At 66.2% G+C, this 16,049-nt stretch carries 12 protein-coding genes; 8 read left to right on the top strand and 4 right to left on the bottom strand.

Going from position 1 to position 16,049, the window contains the following annotated elements; all coding sequences use genetic code 11:
• Positions 1 to 123 precede the first annotated feature (123 nt).
• The 3 genes from CSQ85_RS02830 to gnpA are packed head-to-tail and all read left to right on the top strand — an operon-like array spanning position 124 to position 4,340.
• Complete coding sequence (locus CSQ85_RS02830) at positions 124 to 1,095, top strand: carbohydrate ABC transporter permease (RefSeq protein ID WP_107042379.1); 972 nt, start codon at positions 124 to 126, stop codon at positions 1,093 to 1,095.
• Positions 1,092 to 2,051 carry a carbohydrate ABC transporter permease gene (locus tag CSQ85_RS02825; protein WP_150382789.1) on the top strand — a complete coding sequence of 320 codons (960 nt, stop codon included), beginning with the start codon at positions 1,092 to 1,094 and terminating at the stop codon, positions 2,049 to 2,051. The genes CSQ85_RS02830 and CSQ85_RS02825 overlap by 4 nt, the downstream gene beginning before the upstream one ends.
• Positions 2,052 to 2,090: 39 nt before the next feature.
• Positions 2,091 to 4,340, top strand: a complete 2,250-nt coding sequence (gnpA, locus tag CSQ85_RS02820) for a 1,3-beta-galactosyl-N-acetylhexosamine phosphorylase (protein WP_150382788.1) — start codon at positions 2,091 to 2,093, stop codon at positions 4,338 to 4,340.
• Positions 4,341 to 4,343: 3 nt separating this feature from the next.
• Here the strand turns inward: gnpA and CSQ85_RS02815 are convergent, their stop codons facing one another.
• Positions 4,344 to 5,495, bottom strand: a complete 1,152-nt coding sequence (locus CSQ85_RS02815; RefSeq protein WP_223846793.1) for an ROK family transcriptional regulator — start codon at positions 5,493 to 5,495, stop codon at positions 4,344 to 4,346.
• 534 nt (positions 5,496 to 6,029) lie between these two features.
• On the opposite strand from CSQ85_RS02815, the gene CSQ85_RS02810 reads away from it, so the two are divergent.
• From CSQ85_RS02810 to CSQ85_RS02795, 4 genes are all read left to right on the top strand, one after another.
• A complete protein-coding gene (locus CSQ85_RS02810; RefSeq protein ID WP_150382787.1) occupies positions 6,030 to 7,664 on the top strand; it encodes an ABC transporter substrate-binding protein in 1,635 nt (544 codons plus the stop codon).
• A 120-nt stretch (positions 7,665 to 7,784) separates the two neighbouring features.
• The gene (locus CSQ85_RS02805; RefSeq protein ID WP_150382786.1) at positions 7,785 to 8,873 is read left to right on the top strand and encodes an ABC transporter permease; all 1,089 of its coding nucleotides are present in this window, start codon (positions 7,785 to 7,787) and stop codon (positions 8,871 to 8,873) included.
• Between the two features lies 1 nt (position 8,874).
• Positions 8,875 to 10,074: an ABC transporter permease gene (locus tag CSQ85_RS02800; protein ID WP_150382785.1), complete on the top strand. Its 1,200-nt coding sequence runs from the start codon at positions 8,875 to 8,877 to the stop codon at positions 10,072 to 10,074.
• A 2-nt stretch (positions 10,075 to 10,076) separates the two neighbouring features.
• The gene (locus CSQ85_RS02795; RefSeq protein ID WP_150382784.1) at positions 10,077 to 11,816 is read left to right on the top strand and encodes a dipeptide ABC transporter ATP-binding protein; all 1,740 of its coding nucleotides are present in this window, start codon (positions 10,077 to 10,079) and stop codon (positions 11,814 to 11,816) included.
• 93 nt (positions 11,817 to 11,909) lie between these two features.
• Here CSQ85_RS02795 and CSQ85_RS02790 read toward each other — a convergent pair whose 3' ends face one another.
• Together CSQ85_RS02790 and CSQ85_RS02785 are read right to left on the bottom strand one after the other, a co-directional pair.
• Complete coding sequence (locus CSQ85_RS02790) at positions 11,910 to 12,431, bottom strand: NUDIX hydrolase (protein ID WP_150382783.1); 522 nt, start codon at positions 12,429 to 12,431, stop codon at positions 11,910 to 11,912.
• A 48-nt stretch (positions 12,432 to 12,479) separates the two neighbouring features.
• Positions 12,480 to 14,078, bottom strand: a complete 1,599-nt coding sequence (locus CSQ85_RS02785) for an aminopeptidase P family protein (protein ID WP_150382782.1) — start codon at positions 14,076 to 14,078, stop codon at positions 12,480 to 12,482.
• 121 nt (positions 14,079 to 14,199) lie between these two features.
• Between CSQ85_RS02785 and tenA the strand changes: the two genes are divergently transcribed.
• Positions 14,200 to 14,949: a thiaminase II gene (gene tenA, locus CSQ85_RS02780; protein WP_150382781.1), complete on the top strand. Its 750-nt coding sequence runs from the start codon at positions 14,200 to 14,202 to the stop codon at positions 14,947 to 14,949.
• A 64-nt stretch (positions 14,950 to 15,013) separates the two neighbouring features.
• Here tenA and CSQ85_RS02775 read toward each other — a convergent pair whose 3' ends face one another.
• Positions 15,014 to 15,862, bottom strand: a complete 849-nt coding sequence (locus CSQ85_RS02775) for an aldo/keto reductase (RefSeq protein WP_107042386.1) — start codon at positions 15,860 to 15,862, stop codon at positions 15,014 to 15,016.
• Between the last annotated feature and the right edge of the window lie 187 nt (positions 15,863 to 16,049).

The raw sequence follows: 16,049 nt of genomic DNA, 5'->3' as shown, positions 1-16,049 counted from the left end.
AGGGCCGGAGTGTGGTTGCACTCCGGCCCTTTCGGCGCAGACGGGGCCGCCCGTGCGGGGTCCCTCGATCCACCGGGCAGACCCCTCATACGCATACGAAAGACCGAAAGACAAGGTTCCATCATGACCACAACAACGCAATCGGCGAGGCAGGGAGGCGCCAGGCGCGCCGCCAAACGGCGGAGGACCGACGCCGAACGACGCGAAAGCCGCACGGGCTGGGCGTTCATGGCGCCGTTCGGCATCCTGTTCGCGCTCGTCTTCATCCTGCCCATCTTCTGGGCCGTCTACTCCAGCTTCTTCCGCCAGGTCACCACCGGCGGCGGCGCATACGGCGGCGGCGAGCTCGTCAACCAGTTCGTCGGACTCGAGAACTTCAAATACGCCGTCACCTCGTCCGCCTTCTGGTCCGGCGTCGGCAGGGTGCTCGTCTACACCGTCATCCAGGTGCCGGTCATGATCATCGGCGCGCTGGTGCTCGCCCTGCTGCTCGACTCGTACATCGTCAGGCACGTCACCGCGTTCCGCCTCGGCTACTTCCTGCCGTACGCCATCCCCGGCGTCGTCGCGTCGATCATCTGGGTGTTCCTGTACAACGGCCAGATCTCGCCGATCGTCAAGGCGCTCGCATCCCTCGGCGTCAGCGTCGACTTCTTCGCCAAGAACATCGTGCTCGGATCGATGGCGAACATCACCACATGGACGTTCACCGGCTACAACATGCTGATCTTCCTCGCGGCCCTCCAGGCCATCCCGCACGACCTGTACGAGGCGGCGCGCATCGACGGCGCGAACGGCCTCCAGATCGCCTGGCACATCAAGCTGCCGAACGTGCGCGCCGCCGCGCTGCTGGCGATGCTGCTGTCCATCGTCGGCACGATCCAGCTGTTCAACGAGCCGCAGGTCATGTCGACTGCGGACTCCGGCATCGGCAAGGCCTACACGCCGATGATGATGGCCCTGAGCACCTCGCAGGGCACGCTCACGCCGGGCGGCGACGGGCCGGCCTCGGCGATCGCCATCGTCATGGCGTTGATCGCCGGCGTGCTCGCCGCGCTCTACGCGCTCGTCGAAAGGAAGGTGAACGAGGAATGACCGCCACGCCAGACAAGGACAAGGACGCCAAGGCCGCCGTCCGCGCCCGCAGGAGGGCCGACAGGATCCGCGACAGGCACGCCAACGACCTGCCCCGATCGATGCAGCCGTCGGCCGTGACCCGGACCATCACCATCGTCGTGCTGGTCTTCGCGCTCATCTACTTCCTGTTCCCGATCTACTGGGCGATCGTCGCCTCCACGAAGACCCCGAGCCAGATGACCGGCAGCAACGGCCTGTGGTTCGCGGTCGGCCTGGACCGGCTGCCCGACGCCATCGCCTACAACTACGGCAAGCTGCTCAACTGGACGCGCGGCAACTTCTGGCGCTGGGTGTTGAACTCGCTGATCTACTCGGGCGTCTCCGCGCTCGTCGGCACGCTCGTGGCCGTCATGGCCGGCTACGCGACCGCCAAGTTCAACTTCCGCGGCAAGAACCTCGCGATCGGCGTGATCATGGGCTGCATGCTCATGCCCGCCGCCCTGCTGACCATCCCGCAGTACTCGATCTTCCACGCCGTGCACCTGACCAACACGATGCTCTCGATCATCATCCCGTGCTGCGTCTCGCCGTTCGGCTTCTTCCTCGGACGCGTGTACGCGCAGACCTCGGTGCCCAACGAGCTGCTCGAGGCGGCGCGCATCGACGGCGCGGGCGAGGCGAGGATCTTCTTCACGATCGTGCTGCGCATCCTCGCGCCCGCGATGGTGACGATCTTCCTGTTCCTGTTCGTCGCGACGTGGAACAACTTCCTGCTGCCGCTCATGATGGTCTCGTCCGACACGTTGAAGCCCGTCACGCTCGGCCTGTACGGCATGGTCTCGCTGGCCACGTTCACCGACCGCGGCGCACTGATGATGGGCGCGCTGCTCGGCGTCCTGCCCGTCATCGTCCTCTTCCTCGGCCTGCAGCGCTACTGGCAGGCCGGACTCGCCGCCGGATCCGTCAAGGGATAAGAAGGAATAAGACAAGGGATGAGAAAGGAGCACACACCCATGTCCACCGGAAGATTCACCCTGCCCACCGAGGAGAACTTCGCCGACAGGACCCGCGAGCTCGCCGAGCTGTGGGGCGCGGACGCGATCCGCAACTCCGACGGCACGCACCTCGACGACGCGGTGCTCGCCCTCGGCAAGAAGGTGTACAGCGCCTACTTCCCGACGCGCGCGCACAACGAATGGATCACCCTGCACATGGACGAGACTCCGCAGGTCTACCTGATGACCCAGCGCGTCCTCGCCGAGTCGGACACGATCTGCATCGACCTGATGCGCACGTTCTACGCCGAGCAGCTCGCCCCGAACTACGACGCCTCGCCGGCGAAGTACTGGGAGGTCGTCGACCGGACCACCGGATGCGCCGTCGACCCGGTCGACTGGAGCGTCGACGCGTCCGCCGGCTCCGTGACCGTCATCAACGCCGTGCCGATGCACGAATACACGGTCTCGTTCCTCGCCTACATCATCTGGGACCCGGTGGAGATGTACAACCACCTGACCAACGACTGGGGCGACAAGGAGCACGAGATCCCGTTCGACATCTACCATCCTGCCACGCGGAAGTTCGTGTTCGACACGTTCGCCAAGTGGCTCGAGGACAACCCGGCCGTCGACGTGGTGCGTTTCACCACGTTCTTCTACCAGTTCACGCTGATCTTCGACGAGAGGCACCGCGAACGGATCGTCGACTGGTTCGGCAGCTCCTGCACCGTCTCGCCGGCCGCGCTCGACGACTTCGAACGGCGCTACGGCTACCGCATGCGCCCCGAGGACTTCGTGGACGGCGGCTGCTACGACTCCGCCTGGCGCGTGCCCGGCAAGCCGCAGCGCGACTGGATCGACTTCCTGTCCGGCTTCGTGCGCGAGAACGTGAAAAGGCTCGTCGACATGTCCCACGCCGCCGGCAAGGAGGCAATCATGTTCCTCGGCGACCAGTGGATCGGCACCGAACCATACAAGGAGGGGTTCGCCGACCTTGGCCTCGACGCGGTCGTCGGCTCGATCGGCGATGGCACCACCACGCGCATGATCGCCGACATCCCCGGCGTCAAATACACCGAGGGACGCTTCCTGCCGTACTTCTTCCCCGACACGTTCCACGAGGGCAACGACCCGAGCATCGAGGGGCTCGACAACTGGCGCAAGGCCCGCCGCGCCATCCTGCGCTCGCCGATCGACCGCATGGGCTACGGCGGCTACCTGTCGCTGGCCGCGAGGTTCCCGAAGTTCGTCGACACCGTCACGCGCATCGCCGACGAGTTCCGCGACATCCACGACCGCAGCGGGGGAGTGGCCGCCGAAGGCGAGCTCGAGGTCGCGATCCTCAACTCGTGGGGCGCGATGCGCTCGTGGATGGCGTTCACCGTGGCGCACGCGCTGCCCAACAAGCAGACGTACTCCTACTACGGTCTGCTCGAGGCGCTCTCCGGCATGCGCGTCAACGTGCGGTTCATCAGCTTCGCCGACGTGCTCGAGCGCGGCATCGATGACGACATCGACGTGATCATCAACGGCGGGCCCGTCGACACCGCGTTCTCCGGCGGCGACGTGTGGCGCAACAGCCGTCTGCTCGAGACGATCCGCGCATGGGTGCGATCCGGCGGCGCGTTCGTCGGCGTCGGCGAGCCCACCGCGGTCAACGGGCGGGGCGATCGCTTCTTCCAGCTGGCCGACGTGCTCGGCGTCGACGAGGAGCGCTTCCAGACCCTGTCGGTCGACAAGTACTTCCCGCCGGTGACGGTCGACCACTTCATCACCGCCGACGTCACGGTCGCCCCGGATGCGCTCGAGGCGTGGCGCGAGGCCGGCTACCGCGCGCCGCTGAGTGGATGCGGCGGCGGTCAGGGCGTCGAACCGCTCGGCGGCATCGACTTCGGCGAACCGGTCGCCAACACCTACCCGATCAGCGAGGACGTGACGCTGCTGCGCGCCGACAACGGGCAGGTCCAGCTCGCGGTCAACGAGTACGGGGAAGGCCGAGGCGTGTACGTGTCCGGATTGCCGTATTCGGCGGCCAACGCGAGGCTCTTGGAACGCATCCTGTTCCACGCGAGCCGCAACGAGGACCGCTACGCCGCGTTCAGCTCGTCGAACCCCGAATGCGAGGTCGCGCACTTCGCGGCCAGACGCTGCTACTGCGTGATCAACAACACCGACCGCGCGCAGTCCACGGTCGTGACGCTGCCCGACGGATCGAGCGAACGGTTCGATCTGGAGCCCAGCGCCATCGCGTGGCGGGAGCTGTAGGGCTCAGTCCTTTTCGAGGTGACGCAGCACTACGTCGACCGCCGCCCCGCGCAGTGTGGCCTCCGGGCCGCACTGGCAGCGGCGGATGACGGCGCGGTCGTGGAACTTCGACAGCGTCATCGCGTCGAGCCGGCGTTGCGCCGCATCGAGGAACGTGGCGTTGACCACGTCCGCGGGGCCGTACACGCAGATGTCGCTGATGTCGAGCAGGCCCACCGGCATGGCCATCGCGGAGGCGAAGTATTCGCCCGCCTCGCGGATGATGGCCGTGCTCCGCTCGTCGTCGTCGGCGGCGAGCATGCGCTCGCGCAGCACGTCGGCGGAGATCACCCGCTCCACGCATCCGCGCTTGCCGCAGGGGCACAGTGGGCCGCGTTCGGGATCGGGGGAGATGTGGCCGATCTCGCCGCCCGCGTGCTGCTCGCCGACGACCAGCACGTCGTTGATGAGCGTCGCCGAGCCGATGCCGTGCCCGATCTTGACGAACATGAGGTTCGGACCGGCCTGCCCGAAGAAGCGTTCGGTGAGCATCGTGCACACCACGTTGTTCGCGACGGTGACCGGCACGGTGAACCGCGTCTCCAGAATGGTGCGCAGGTCCACGCCCCGCCAGCCGAGCGCGGTGGACTCGTTGACCACGCCGTCGCGGATCACGCCGGGCACGGCCACGCCGATGCCGACGAGCGAGCCCATGTCGAGGTCGGCGGTGAGCTGGTCGACGAGCTGGACGATGGCGTTCGCGTCGACGTGGACGCCCGGCCCCAGCGCGGTCTCCATATGCTGCAGCGGGGTGCCGATCAGGTCGGTCACGGCCCCCTGGATGAAATGCGGCTGCGCCAGATCGACGCTGATGACGCGCAGCCGGGTGGTGTCCACGCTCAGCAGCGTGGCGCGCTTGCCCTTGCCTGTGGAGGGGGAGACATGCCCGCTCTCGCGGATCAGCCCCTCGTCGAGCATGCCGCCGACGACGTCCGACACGGCCACGCGCGACAGGCCGGTCATCCGGCCGAGCTCGGCGCGGGAGCACCGCTGCTGCGGGAACAGCAGGCTGAAGATGAGCGAGCGGTTGAGACGCCGTACGTCGGAGGGGCTGGCCTTGCTCGTTCGGCCCGAAGTCCGCAGGGGGAGCGAACCCATGTACGTCTGGTCGGGCATGATGCCGCCTTCCTTAACATCGTATCGTCGTCGTATCGTCATGGAGGAAATCCCCTCGCGGAGGGGACGTCAAAGGATGATAGTACGTGCCGCCACGCTGCAGACACTTCTATACGCAACGTACTTTTCATTATAGCCGCATACATGCGGCGCGCAATTCGCGGAGCGGCGGAAAGTCTTGGGTTTTCGATTTTGTAAGCGAACTTAACTTCTTGTGTTGCCCCGTCATACCCCCGCCGGTGGCCGCCTTGTGCCGGGGCATCCGCGGGCTCCGCGGGCGGCCGCGTGGGCGTGATCCGGCCCCTGTCCACGCCTGCGTCCATCCCACATGCCAGTCTCACGATATGGACCGTATGTTACGGGGCTCCAGCATGTGGACGTGATTGCGAAATGGCGGAATCCCAAGGAAAACCGGCAACAGGGACGTTCGGACGTTACATAAGGAAACGTCGGGTTAACACAAGTGGTTCCTATAGTCAGCCCTAATCCACGACGGGAAACGGCCGTGGGGGGAACTATAGAGAGAGGATTCCCATGAAATCCAGGAAAGTCATGGCGCTGATCGCATCCGTCGCGGCCATCGCCTCGCTCGCCGCATGCGGCGGCGTGAAGGACGACGGCGCGGGCGCCACCGCGAGCGCGGGATCGACCATCACCATCGGCACCACCGACAAGATCACCAGCCTCGACCCGGCCGGCTCCTACGACAACGGCTCCTACGCCGTGCAGATCCAGGTGTTCCCGTTCCTGTACGCGCAGGACTACAACACCTCCGAGCTCAGCCCGGACATCGCGGCCGACGACGGCACGTGGAACGACGACGGCACCGAGTTCACCGTCAAGCTCAAGGACGGCCTCAAGTTCGCCAACGGCAACGACCTGACCGCCTCCGACGTCAAGTTCTCCTTCGACCGCATCAAGAAGATCGACGACCCGAACGGCCCGAGCTCGCTGCTGGCCAACATCGACTCCGTCACCGCCAAGGACGACACCACCGTCGTGTTCAAGGACACCGTGCCCTACGACGTGACCCTCAAGCAGGTGCTCTCCAGCCCGGCCGGCCCGATCGTCGACGAGGACTCCTTCGACGCCGACAAGCTCACCCCGGCCGACACCATCGTCTCCAAGAAGGCGTTCGCCGGCCCGTACACGCTCACTTCGTTCAAGCTCAACGAGGCGCTCGCCTACGCCAAGAACGACTCCTACCAGGGCCTGACCCCGGCCAAGAACGACGCCGTGCAGGTCAAGTACTTCGCCGACGCCTCCAACCTGAAGCTCGCCGTCCAGCAGAGCCAGATCGACGTCGCCTACCGCTCCCTGAACCCGACCGACATCGAGGACCTGTCCAAGGACTCCAAGGTCAAGGTCGTCAAGGGACCGGGCGGTGAGGAGCGCTTCCTCGCCTTCAACTTCAAGATCCAGCCCTACGGCGAGAAGTCCAGCGAGCCGGACGCCAACAAGGCCAAGGCCGTGCGCCAGGCCGTCGCGAACCTCATCGACCGCGACGAGCTGTCCACCAAGGTCTACAAGGGCACCTACACCCCGATGTACTCCTTCATCCCGGACGGCCTCGCCGGTCACGACGACACCCTGAAGGCCGCCTACGGCGACGGCAGCGGCAAGCCCAGCGCCGAGAAGGCCAAGCAGGTCCTCGAGGCGGCCGGCGTCAAGACCCCGGTCGACCTGAAGCTCCAGTACAACAACGACCACTACGGTTCCTCCTCCGCCGACGAGTACGCGGCCATCAAGAACCAGCTCGAGGCCGACGGCCTGTTCAAGGTCGACCTGCAGTCCACCGAATGGACCCAGTACAACAAGGAGCGCAACGTCACCGACAGCTCCGACGGCGCCTACCCGGTCTACCAGCTCGGCTGGTTCCCGGACTACTCCGACCCGGACAACTACCTGTCCCCGTTCTTCCGTGACGGCAACTTCGTCAACAACGGCTACTCCAACAAGGAGGTCAACGACCTCATCGTCAAGCAGGCCGGCGAGAAGGACGCCTCCGCCCGTGAGGAGATCCTCAAGCAGATCCAGAAGCTCGAGACCGAGGACCTGTCCACCATCCCGCTGCTGCAGGGCGCGCAGGTGGCCGTGACCGGTGCGAACGTCAAGGGCGTCACCCTCGACGCGTCGTTCCGCTTCCGCTACGCCTCCGTCACCAAGTGACGGATGGCACGGACCGGTAGGACGGACCGATAATCCGCCAACCGAATCCCATCCGCTCCCGCCGGCGCAGCCGGCGGGAGCCTTATCGCATCATCACCCATCCATCAAAAGGAGCTTCGCGTGTCCGAGAGCACCGCAACGGACTCCACCGGAACGAAGGCGGCCAAACCCAAGAGGAACCGTCTGTCCGGCGGGTTCTTCCGATTCATCCTGACCAGATTCCTGCTGATCATCCCCACGGTCTTCATCCTCGTCACCATCGTCTTCTTCGTGATGCGCGCCACCGGAGACCCGATCTCCGCCGCGCTCGGCGGCCGACTCACCCCCGAGGAGCTGAACAAGCGCATCCACGCCGCCGGCTACGACCGTCCGCTCATCGTGCAGTACCTCGACTACCTCGGCGGTCTGCTGCACGGCGACCTCGGCACGACGCTCACCGACAACCAGCCGGTCATCACCATCCTCACCCGGTACGGCGCCGCCACGTTCGAGCTGGCGTTCCTGTCGCTCATCGTCGCGCTCATCGTCGGCATCGGGCTCGGCCGCATTGCCGCCCGCCACCGCGACCACGCGGCCGATGCCGGCATCCGCGTGTTCGCGATCCTGTGCTACGCGACCCCGGTGTTCTTCCTCGGCCTCGTGCTCAAGCTCATCTTCGCCGTGTGGCTCAACGTGCTGCCCTCCTCGGGCCGCTCCGACCTGTCCAGCGAGATGCAGTTCCAGCGTCTCGTCTCGCCGACCGGCTTCTACATCATCGACTCGCTCCAGCTGGGCGACATGACCGTCCTCGCCGACGTGCTGCGTCACGCCGTCCTGCCGGCCCTCGCGCTGGGCCTGCTGACCGCCGGCGTGTTTATCCGCCTGGTGCGCACCAACGTGATCGCCACCTACAACTCCGGCTACGTTGAGGCCGCCCGCTCCCGCGGCGTCTCCGAATCGCGACTGCTCAAGAAGCACGCGTGGCGTCCGGCCCTGATCCCGATCATCACCGTCATGGGCATGCAGATCGCGATGATGCTCGCCGGCGCGGTTCTGACGGAGACGACCTTCGAATGGAAGGGACTGGGCTTCATGCTCTCCACCTACTTGAAGGCCCGCGACTTCGTTGCCGTGCAGGGCATCGTGATCCTCATCGCCATCATCGTGGCCGTCGTCAACTTCATCGTCGACGTGGTCGCCGCGCTCATCGATCCGAGAGTGAGGTACTGACATGACCGAAAGCACCGTCAACAAGGTCGGCGTGCCGGGCGACAGCCGTCTGAACGACCTCAAGGTCAACAAGTCCGGCCCGTGGTGGACCAAGGCCCCGATCCTCAAGGAGCTGCGCATCGCAGTCGGCTGGCAGAAGGGCATGCTCGTCACCGGACTGGTGATCACGCTCTTCTTCATCCTGCTGGCCATCTTCGCGCCGCTCATCGCGCCGTACAGCTACTCGCAGATGAAGGACGCCTCCGGACAGTCCTTCCCGACGCAGGCCGCGCCCAGCGCCGAGCACATCTGGGGCACGACCGTGGGCGGCTACGACGTGTTCAGCCGCACCATCTGGGGCGCGCGCACCGCCATCATCGCGATCGTCATCGCCGTCGTGCTCTCCATCTTCGCCGGCGTGCTGCTCGGCCTCGTCTCCGGCTACTTCGGCGGCTGGATCGACCGTGTGCTCGTCGTGATCGCCGACGCGATCTACTCGTTCCCGTCCCTGTTGCTCGCCATCCTCATGGCCATCATGATCTCCGGCGGCCAGTCCGGTCTGTGGAGCGGCATCCTCGCCTCCGGCATCTCGATCACCGTGGTCTACATCCCGCAGTACTTCCGCACGATCCGCGCCGAGGTGGTGCGCATCAAGTCCTCCGCGTACGTCGAGTCCGCGAAGGTCGTCGGCGCCTCCACGTGGCGCATCATGACCAAGCACCTGCTCAAGAACTCGACGCGCACCCTGCCGGTGATCCTCACGCTCAACTCCTCCGAGGCGATCCTGACCCTCGCCGGACTGGGCTTCCTCGGATTCGGCATCGAACCGACCGCCGCCTCCGAATGGGGATACGACCTCAACCGCTCCGTCGCCGACGTGACCGCCGGCATCTGGTGGACGGCCATCTTCCCGGGCCTCGCGATCGTGCTCATCGTGCTCGGCATCACGCTCGTCGGCGAGTCGCTCAACGATCTGGCCGATCCGCGACTGCGCGCCCGCAAGTCCGCCGGCGAGGTCGTCGGCTCGATCGAGGACACCTCCGTCGACCCGAGCGAGAAGCCGGGCGTGCGCAACGAGGTCGTCGCCGAGCTCGACGCGGCCCGTAACCCGCTCGCCCCGGAGGACACGCCCGTCACCGTCACCGACCACGACCCGGCGATCCCGGGCAGCGAATGGACCGGCGAGGGCAAGGCCCCCGCATCGGACGAAGGAAAGGAGTGATCATGGCCGAGACCAAGGCCGAGACACCAGTGCAGGCGAAGGAAGCCTCCAACCTCGCCGAGATCAAGGACCTGTCCGTCTCCTTCATGACCGACGCAGGATCCATCAAGGCGATCGACAGGATCAACTTCACCATCCCGCGCAAGACAGTCGTCGGCGTGGTCGGCGAATCCGGCTCCGGCAAGTCCGTGACGGCCCGTTCGATCATCAAGCTCCTGCCCGAGACCGCCACCACCTCCGGCGCCGTCTACCTGTCCAAGCGCGACGGCTCCGATTCCCTCGACGTGCTCTCCCTGAGCGGCGAACAGCTGCGCGAAGTGCGCGGCTCCGAGGCCGCGATGGTCTTCCAGGAGCCCAACTCGGTGCTGAACCCGGTGTACACCATCGGCTGGCAGATCGAGGAGGGCCTGCGCGCCCACGGCATGAAGGACAAGAAGGAGCTGCGCGCCAAGGCCATCGACATCCTCAAGAAGGTGGGCATCCCCGACGCCGAGACGCGCGTGGACTACTATCCGCACCAGTTCTCCGGCGGCCAGAAGCAGCGCATCGTCATCGCGATGGCGCTGGTGCTGAACCCCGGACTCATCCTCGCCGACGAGCCGACCACCGCGCTCGACGTGACCGTGCAGGCCGAGATCCTCGACCTGCTGCGCCTCGCCCGCGACGAGTTCGACGCCTCCGTGCTCATCATCACACACAACATGGGCGTCATCGCCGACATCGCCGACCAGGTCGTGGTCATGTACCGCGGCCACGTCGTCGAACAGGGCACGGTCGAACAGATCTTCTACCACCCCCAGGCCGACTACACCAAGCGCCTGCTCGGCGCTGTGCCGCGCATCGGCCAGAAGCTCACCGTGCACGACCGCGACGGCCATGTCCTTGAGCGCGAGGCCGATTGGCGTGAGCAGCCGGTCGCCGTCGAGGCGAAGGGACTGACGATCACCTATCCGGGCCATCTCATGCAGCCCGATTTCAAGGCGGTCGACGGCATCGACTTTACGATCCACCGTTCCGAGGTGCTGGGTCTCGTGGGCGAATCCGGCTCCGGCAAGTCCACCACGGGACGCGCGATCGCCGGCCTGCAGAAGGTCTCCGGCGGCTCGCTCAACGTGCTCGGCATCGAGATGAACGGCGTGAAGGAGCGCGATTTCAAACCCAAGCGCGCCGACATCGGCTTCGTGTTCCAGGACCCGGGAAGCTCGTTCAACCCGCTGATGACCATCGCGGAGAACGTGGCCGAGCCGCTGCTCGTCCACGGCAAGTACGGGTCCGTCGCCGAGGCGAAGGACTACGTGGGCGATCTGCTCGAGATGGTGCAGCTGCCGCGCGCGTACATGAATCGCTTCCCGCACGAGCTGTCCGGCGGCCAGCGGCAGAGGGCGTCGCTCGCCCGCGGCCTCGCGCTGAAGCCGTCGCTGCTCATCGCCGACGAGCCCACCTCCGCGCTGGACGTGTCCGTGCAGGCGAAGGTGCTGCAGCTGTTCAAGAAGCTGCAGGTGGAGATCGGGTTCGCGTGCCTGTTCATCACCCACGACCTCGCCGTCGTCGACATGCTTGCCGACCGCATCATGGTGATGCACAAGGGCCGCATCGTCGAACACGGGGACGCGGACGACATCATGCAGCGGCCGCAGAACCCGTACACGAAGAAACTGCTCGCCTCGCTGCCGGTGCCCGATCCGCGCGAGCAGCGCCTCCACCGCGAGCATCTCCACGAGCTGCTCGCCGCCGAGGCGTAGCGGGATACGGTTTCCCCTGAAGATACGAGAAAAGCCGTCGCTGAGTGATCCTCAGCGTCGGCTTTTCTCGTGCTGTCAATCTGCCGTGCGGCGTCAGTGCTGCTCGCCGTCGAAGACGAACAGCGCATGGGCGTCGCCCTTGGCCTTATTCTCGATGTACCTGCGGAACAGGGCCAGGCGCTCCACCGTGCTGGCCGCCAACGGCTCGGGGAGGTCGTCCATGTCGAACCAGCCGACGGAAAGGCTCTCCTCGTCGCCGACGAACGGGTCGGCGTTGCCGCCCGGCTTCAGCGCGCACAGGAACGAATGGTCCATGTACATCGTGTTGTCGCCGTTCGCGTAGGTGATGACCTTGTCCGACGAGGTGACGGCCACCAGATCGGTGACCACCGCGTCGACGCCGGTCTCCTCCTTGATCTCGCGCACCACGGTGTCGGCGGGCTGCTCGCCCGGCTCGTTGATGCCGTAGACCATCGCCCATTCGCCGGTGTCCGAACGGCGGCCGAGCAGCAGACGGCCCTCATCGTCGAGCACGCAGCCGGTCACGCCGTTGAGCCACAGCAGGTCATGGCCGATCTTCTTGCGCAGTTCGAGCACGAATTGCGGGGTTGGCATGTCGGTTCTCCTTTGCTTTCGCGATGTTTCGCCGTTGTCGCCGTACGATCAGGCGGTCGGGGCGGCGGCGCGGTCGCGCATCCACGCCTCGACGTCCTCGATCTGCTTCGGGATGCCGGCGGAGATCCATTCGGGGCCGTCCTCGGTCATGAGCACGTCGTCCTCGATGCGGATGCCGATGCCGCGGTACTCCGGCGGGATGAGCATGTCGTCCTCACGGAAGTACAGACCCGGCTCGATCGTGAAGATCATGCCCGGGCGGATCGGCGCACCCTGATACGACTCGAAGCGGGCCTGCGCGCAGTCGTGTACGTCGAGGCCGAGGTGGTGCGCCACGCCGCAGGCGAGCCAACGGCGGTGCTGCTGGCCCTCGGGGGAGAGAGACGTCTCCACGTCCACCGGCAGCAGGCCCCAGTCGTGCAGACGTTCGGCGATCACGCGCATGCAGGCGTGGTGGATGTCCGAATACGTGGCGCCCGGCTTGGCGGCCTCGAAGCCGGCCTGCTGGGAGTCGAGCACGGCCTGGTACAGGCGCTTCTGCAGGTCGGTGAACCTGCCGTTGGTCGGGAACGTGCGGGTGATGTCGGCCGTGTACAGGGAGTCGACCTCGACGCCCGCGTCGACGAGCAGCATGTCGCCGGACTTCACGACGCCGGTGTTGCGCATCCAGTGCAGGATCGGGGCGTGCGGGCCGGAGGCGACGATCGAGTCGTAGCCGACCGCGTTGCCGAGCTCACGGGAGACGGCGTTGAACGCGCCCTCGAGGATGCGCTCGGAACGCGGCTTGTCGAGCGCCGCCGGCAGGGCGGACAACAGTCGGTCGAAGCCCTGCTTGGTGGCGGCGACGGCCTTGCGCATCTCGCCGATCTCATAGGCGTCCTTGACCATGCGGGCCTCGGACGTGAACTCGTGCAGCTTGTCGTCGTCCGCCGCGTTCCTGTCCGGGTCGGCCGCGCCGTTCGCCTCGCGCACGGACTCGACGAGCGCGGTGATCCTCGGATCGGTCTCGCGCATCACACGCACGCGCACGGCGCCCGCCTCGGCGCCCACGTCCTTGGACAGGGCGTCGGCCAGCTGCGCGATGTCATGCGTCTCGATGCCGGTCATCGCCGTCATCTCCTTGAGACCTGCACGCGGACCTACCCAGTACTCGCCGTAATGCGGGTTCATGAAGAAGTCGGTGGTGGAGTTGTCGGCGCGCGGGGCGACGAACAGCTCCGGCACATGCGTCTGGCCGGCCTTGGCCTCGGGGGAGTCCGGGTCCACGGGGTTCAACACCAGCACGGCGCCCGCCTCGTAGTCGACGCCGAGGCCCGTGTAGTACGCGAAGGCGGTGTCCGGGCGGAACATGTAGTCGCAGTCGTTGTTGCGCACCTTGGGGCTTCCGGCGGGGATCACCAGACGCTCGCCGGGGAAGGCCGCGCCGAGGGCCTTGAGCCTGGCGGGCGTGAACCTCGAGGACTCCAGCGGCTCGATGTCCGGCTCGTCGTCGGCCCAGCCGGAGCGCATGAACTCCTTGAACGCCTCGGAGCGGGGGCGCAGCGAACGGTTGTTCACGCGGTCGCTCATCGCCTGGTCCGGGCCCGACGCCGCCTTGCGCTCCTCGGCCTCGTACTCCTTGTCCTTCTCGGTGACTACCTCACCCATGATTTTTCCTCCCTTATGTGAATCATTCCTCATGCAAGGGTCTCGTGTTACCGGTCCCATCCTAGTACGCTGTCGTCCTGTACCGTCACTCATCGAGACCACTCATCGAAGGGAGCACACCATGACCACGACGTTCGACCCGGAGGCGTTCGGAGCGATCACCCTGGACCACCTGCCGCCGTTCGCGACCCGTCTGCGCGAGGCCGCCGACGTCATCTGGGAGGAGGGCTACCGCCAGCCGTTCCTGCGCGAGCTCGGCGAGGGCACGCTGCCGCGCGAGAAGTTCGCCTTCTACCTGCTGCAGGACTACCGCTACCTCGCCGATTACGCGAAGGTCCACGCGCTGGGCCTGACCAAGACGCGCGACCCCGAGGTGATGCAGTTCATGGCCAACGTGCAGAACGCCATCTTCAACGTCGAATCCTCGATGCACCGGAAGTACATGGCGAGCTACGGCATCACCGAGGAGGAGATGAACTCGGTGCGCCAGTCCGCGTTCGCCCGCGCCTACACGTCCAACATCCTGTCGATCGCCTACGGCGGCGACCTGCTCGACGTGCTCGTCGCCGTACTGCCGTGCGCGTGGGTGTACGCCGACTACGGCCAGCGCCTCGCCCGCGAGTTCGCCGGCACGCTCGAGGACAACCCGTACAGGAGCTGGGTCGACATGTACAAGACCGAGAAGTTCTGGTCCGGTTCCGCGTGGCTGCTCGGGCAGATCGAACAGCGTGTGGCGGGCCTTGACGAGGCCCGCCTTGAGGAGCTGGTCGACATCTTCGTCACCGGCGTCGCCAACGAGTACATGTTCTGGGCGAGCGCCTACGACATGCAGTACTCGTGGAAGAGCGAGTGGGATCGCTCCCGTATCTGACACACCTCCCGGCCCCTCTGACGAGGGGGCTGTCAGCGGAAGCTGACTGGGGAGAGATCCGACCTCAGTCCTCCTCGTGCCAGTGCGGGTTCTGCCCGAACGTGTAGCCCTCCGGGTTGTCCATCGCGGCGATGTCGCGCATGTCCTGCTCGTCGAGCGCGAAGCCGGTCAGGTCGATGTTCGCGCGCTGACGCTCGCGGTGCAGCGACTTCGGGATCGCGACATCGCCCAGCTGCAGGTGCCAGCGCAGGATCGCCGCCACGGGGGAGACGCCGTGCTTGTCGGCGATGCGCGTGATGGTCGGGTCCTTGAGCATCTGGTTGGCGCGTCCCAGCGGGCTCCACGCCTCGGTGATGATGCCGTGCGCCTCGTCGTAGGCGCGCTGCTCGTTCTGCTGGAAGAACGGGTGCAGCTCGACCTGGTTGACGGCCGGCGTCACGCCGGTGGCGCGGATGAGCAGGTCGATGTGTCCGGGCAGGAAGTTGCTCACGCCGATGTGCCTGACGATGCCCTGTTTCTGCGCGTCGACGAGGGCCTGCCACGCCTCGACGAACTGGCCCTGCGACGGGTTCGGCCAATGGATCAGATACAGGTCGATGTAGTCGAGGCCCATGCGCGCCACCGACTCCTCGATCGTCGCGCGCGCCTGATCGTACTGGTGGTGGCGGCCGGGCAGCTTCGAGGCGACGATGATGTCCTCGCGCGGCACCTCCGACTCGCGGATCGCCCTGCCGACCACGCCCTCGTTCTCGTAGTTGAACGCGGAGTCGATGAGACGGTAGCCGACCTCCAGCGCCGACTTGATCGCCTCGACGCCGGCGAACCCGTTGACCTTGTACGTGCCGAAGCCGATGGCCGGCAGCTCCAGCCCGTCATGCGCCCTGCGCACGGGAATGGCCGGCGGTTCAAGCAGTGTTGCCATGATGATCCCTTCATTGGTGTCATGTATCGGTGTCATGGGCGTCCATCACGTCCGCCCATGAGCCCACTGTACGCCGGATTGGCGGACGGTTCGGGGTTTCTCTGTCGGGAATGTCGGACGGACTGCCGTTCCGCTATCATTGTGGGGTTTGGGCACAGTGAAGCACATCAGGGAGCGT

The sequence above is a fragment of the Bifidobacterium rousetti genome, assembly GCF_008698235.1.
Taxonomy (GTDB): Bacteria; Actinomycetota; Actinomycetes; order Actinomycetales; family Bifidobacteriaceae; genus Bifidobacterium; species Bifidobacterium rousetti.
Note: the sequence above shows the minus strand (reverse complement) of the source record. Positions and strands in the feature narration are given on the sequence as shown.

Excerpts from the sequence above, each read along its gene's own strand:
- CSQ85_RS02800 (WP_150382785.1), top strand. The coding sequence starts at position 8,875 with ATGACCGAAAGCACCGTCAACAAGGTCGGCGTGCCGGGCGACAGCCGT.
- CSQ85_RS02825 (WP_150382789.1), top strand. The coding sequence starts at position 1,092 with ATGACCGCCACGCCAGACAAGGACAAGGACGCCAAGGCCGCCGTCCGC.
- CSQ85_RS02830 (WP_107042379.1), top strand. The coding sequence starts at position 124 with ATGACCACAACAACGCAATCGGCGAGGCAGGGAGGCGCCAGGCGCGCC.
- CSQ85_RS02795 (WP_150382784.1), top strand. The coding sequence starts at position 10,077 with ATGGCCGAGACCAAGGCCGAGACACCAGTGCAGGCGAAGGAAGCCTCC.
- CSQ85_RS02810 (WP_150382787.1), top strand. The coding sequence starts at position 6,030 with ATGAAATCCAGGAAAGTCATGGCGCTGATCGCATCCGTCGCGGCCATC.
- CSQ85_RS02785 (WP_150382782.1), bottom strand. The coding sequence starts at position 14,078 with ATGGGTGAGGTAGTCACCGAGAAGGACAAGGAGTACGAGGCCGAGGAG.
- gnpA (WP_150382788.1), top strand. The coding sequence starts at position 2,091 with ATGTCCACCGGAAGATTCACCCTGCCCACCGAGGAGAACTTCGCCGAC.
- CSQ85_RS02815 (WP_223846793.1), bottom strand. The coding sequence starts at position 5,495 with ATGCCCGACCAGACGTACATGGGTTCGCTCCCCCTGCGGACTTCGGGC.
- tenA (WP_150382781.1), top strand. The coding sequence starts at position 14,200 with ATGACCACGACGTTCGACCCGGAGGCGTTCGGAGCGATCACCCTGGAC.
- CSQ85_RS02790 (WP_150382783.1), bottom strand. The coding sequence starts at position 12,431 with ATGCCAACCCCGCAATTCGTGCTCGAACTGCGCAAGAAGATCGGCCAT.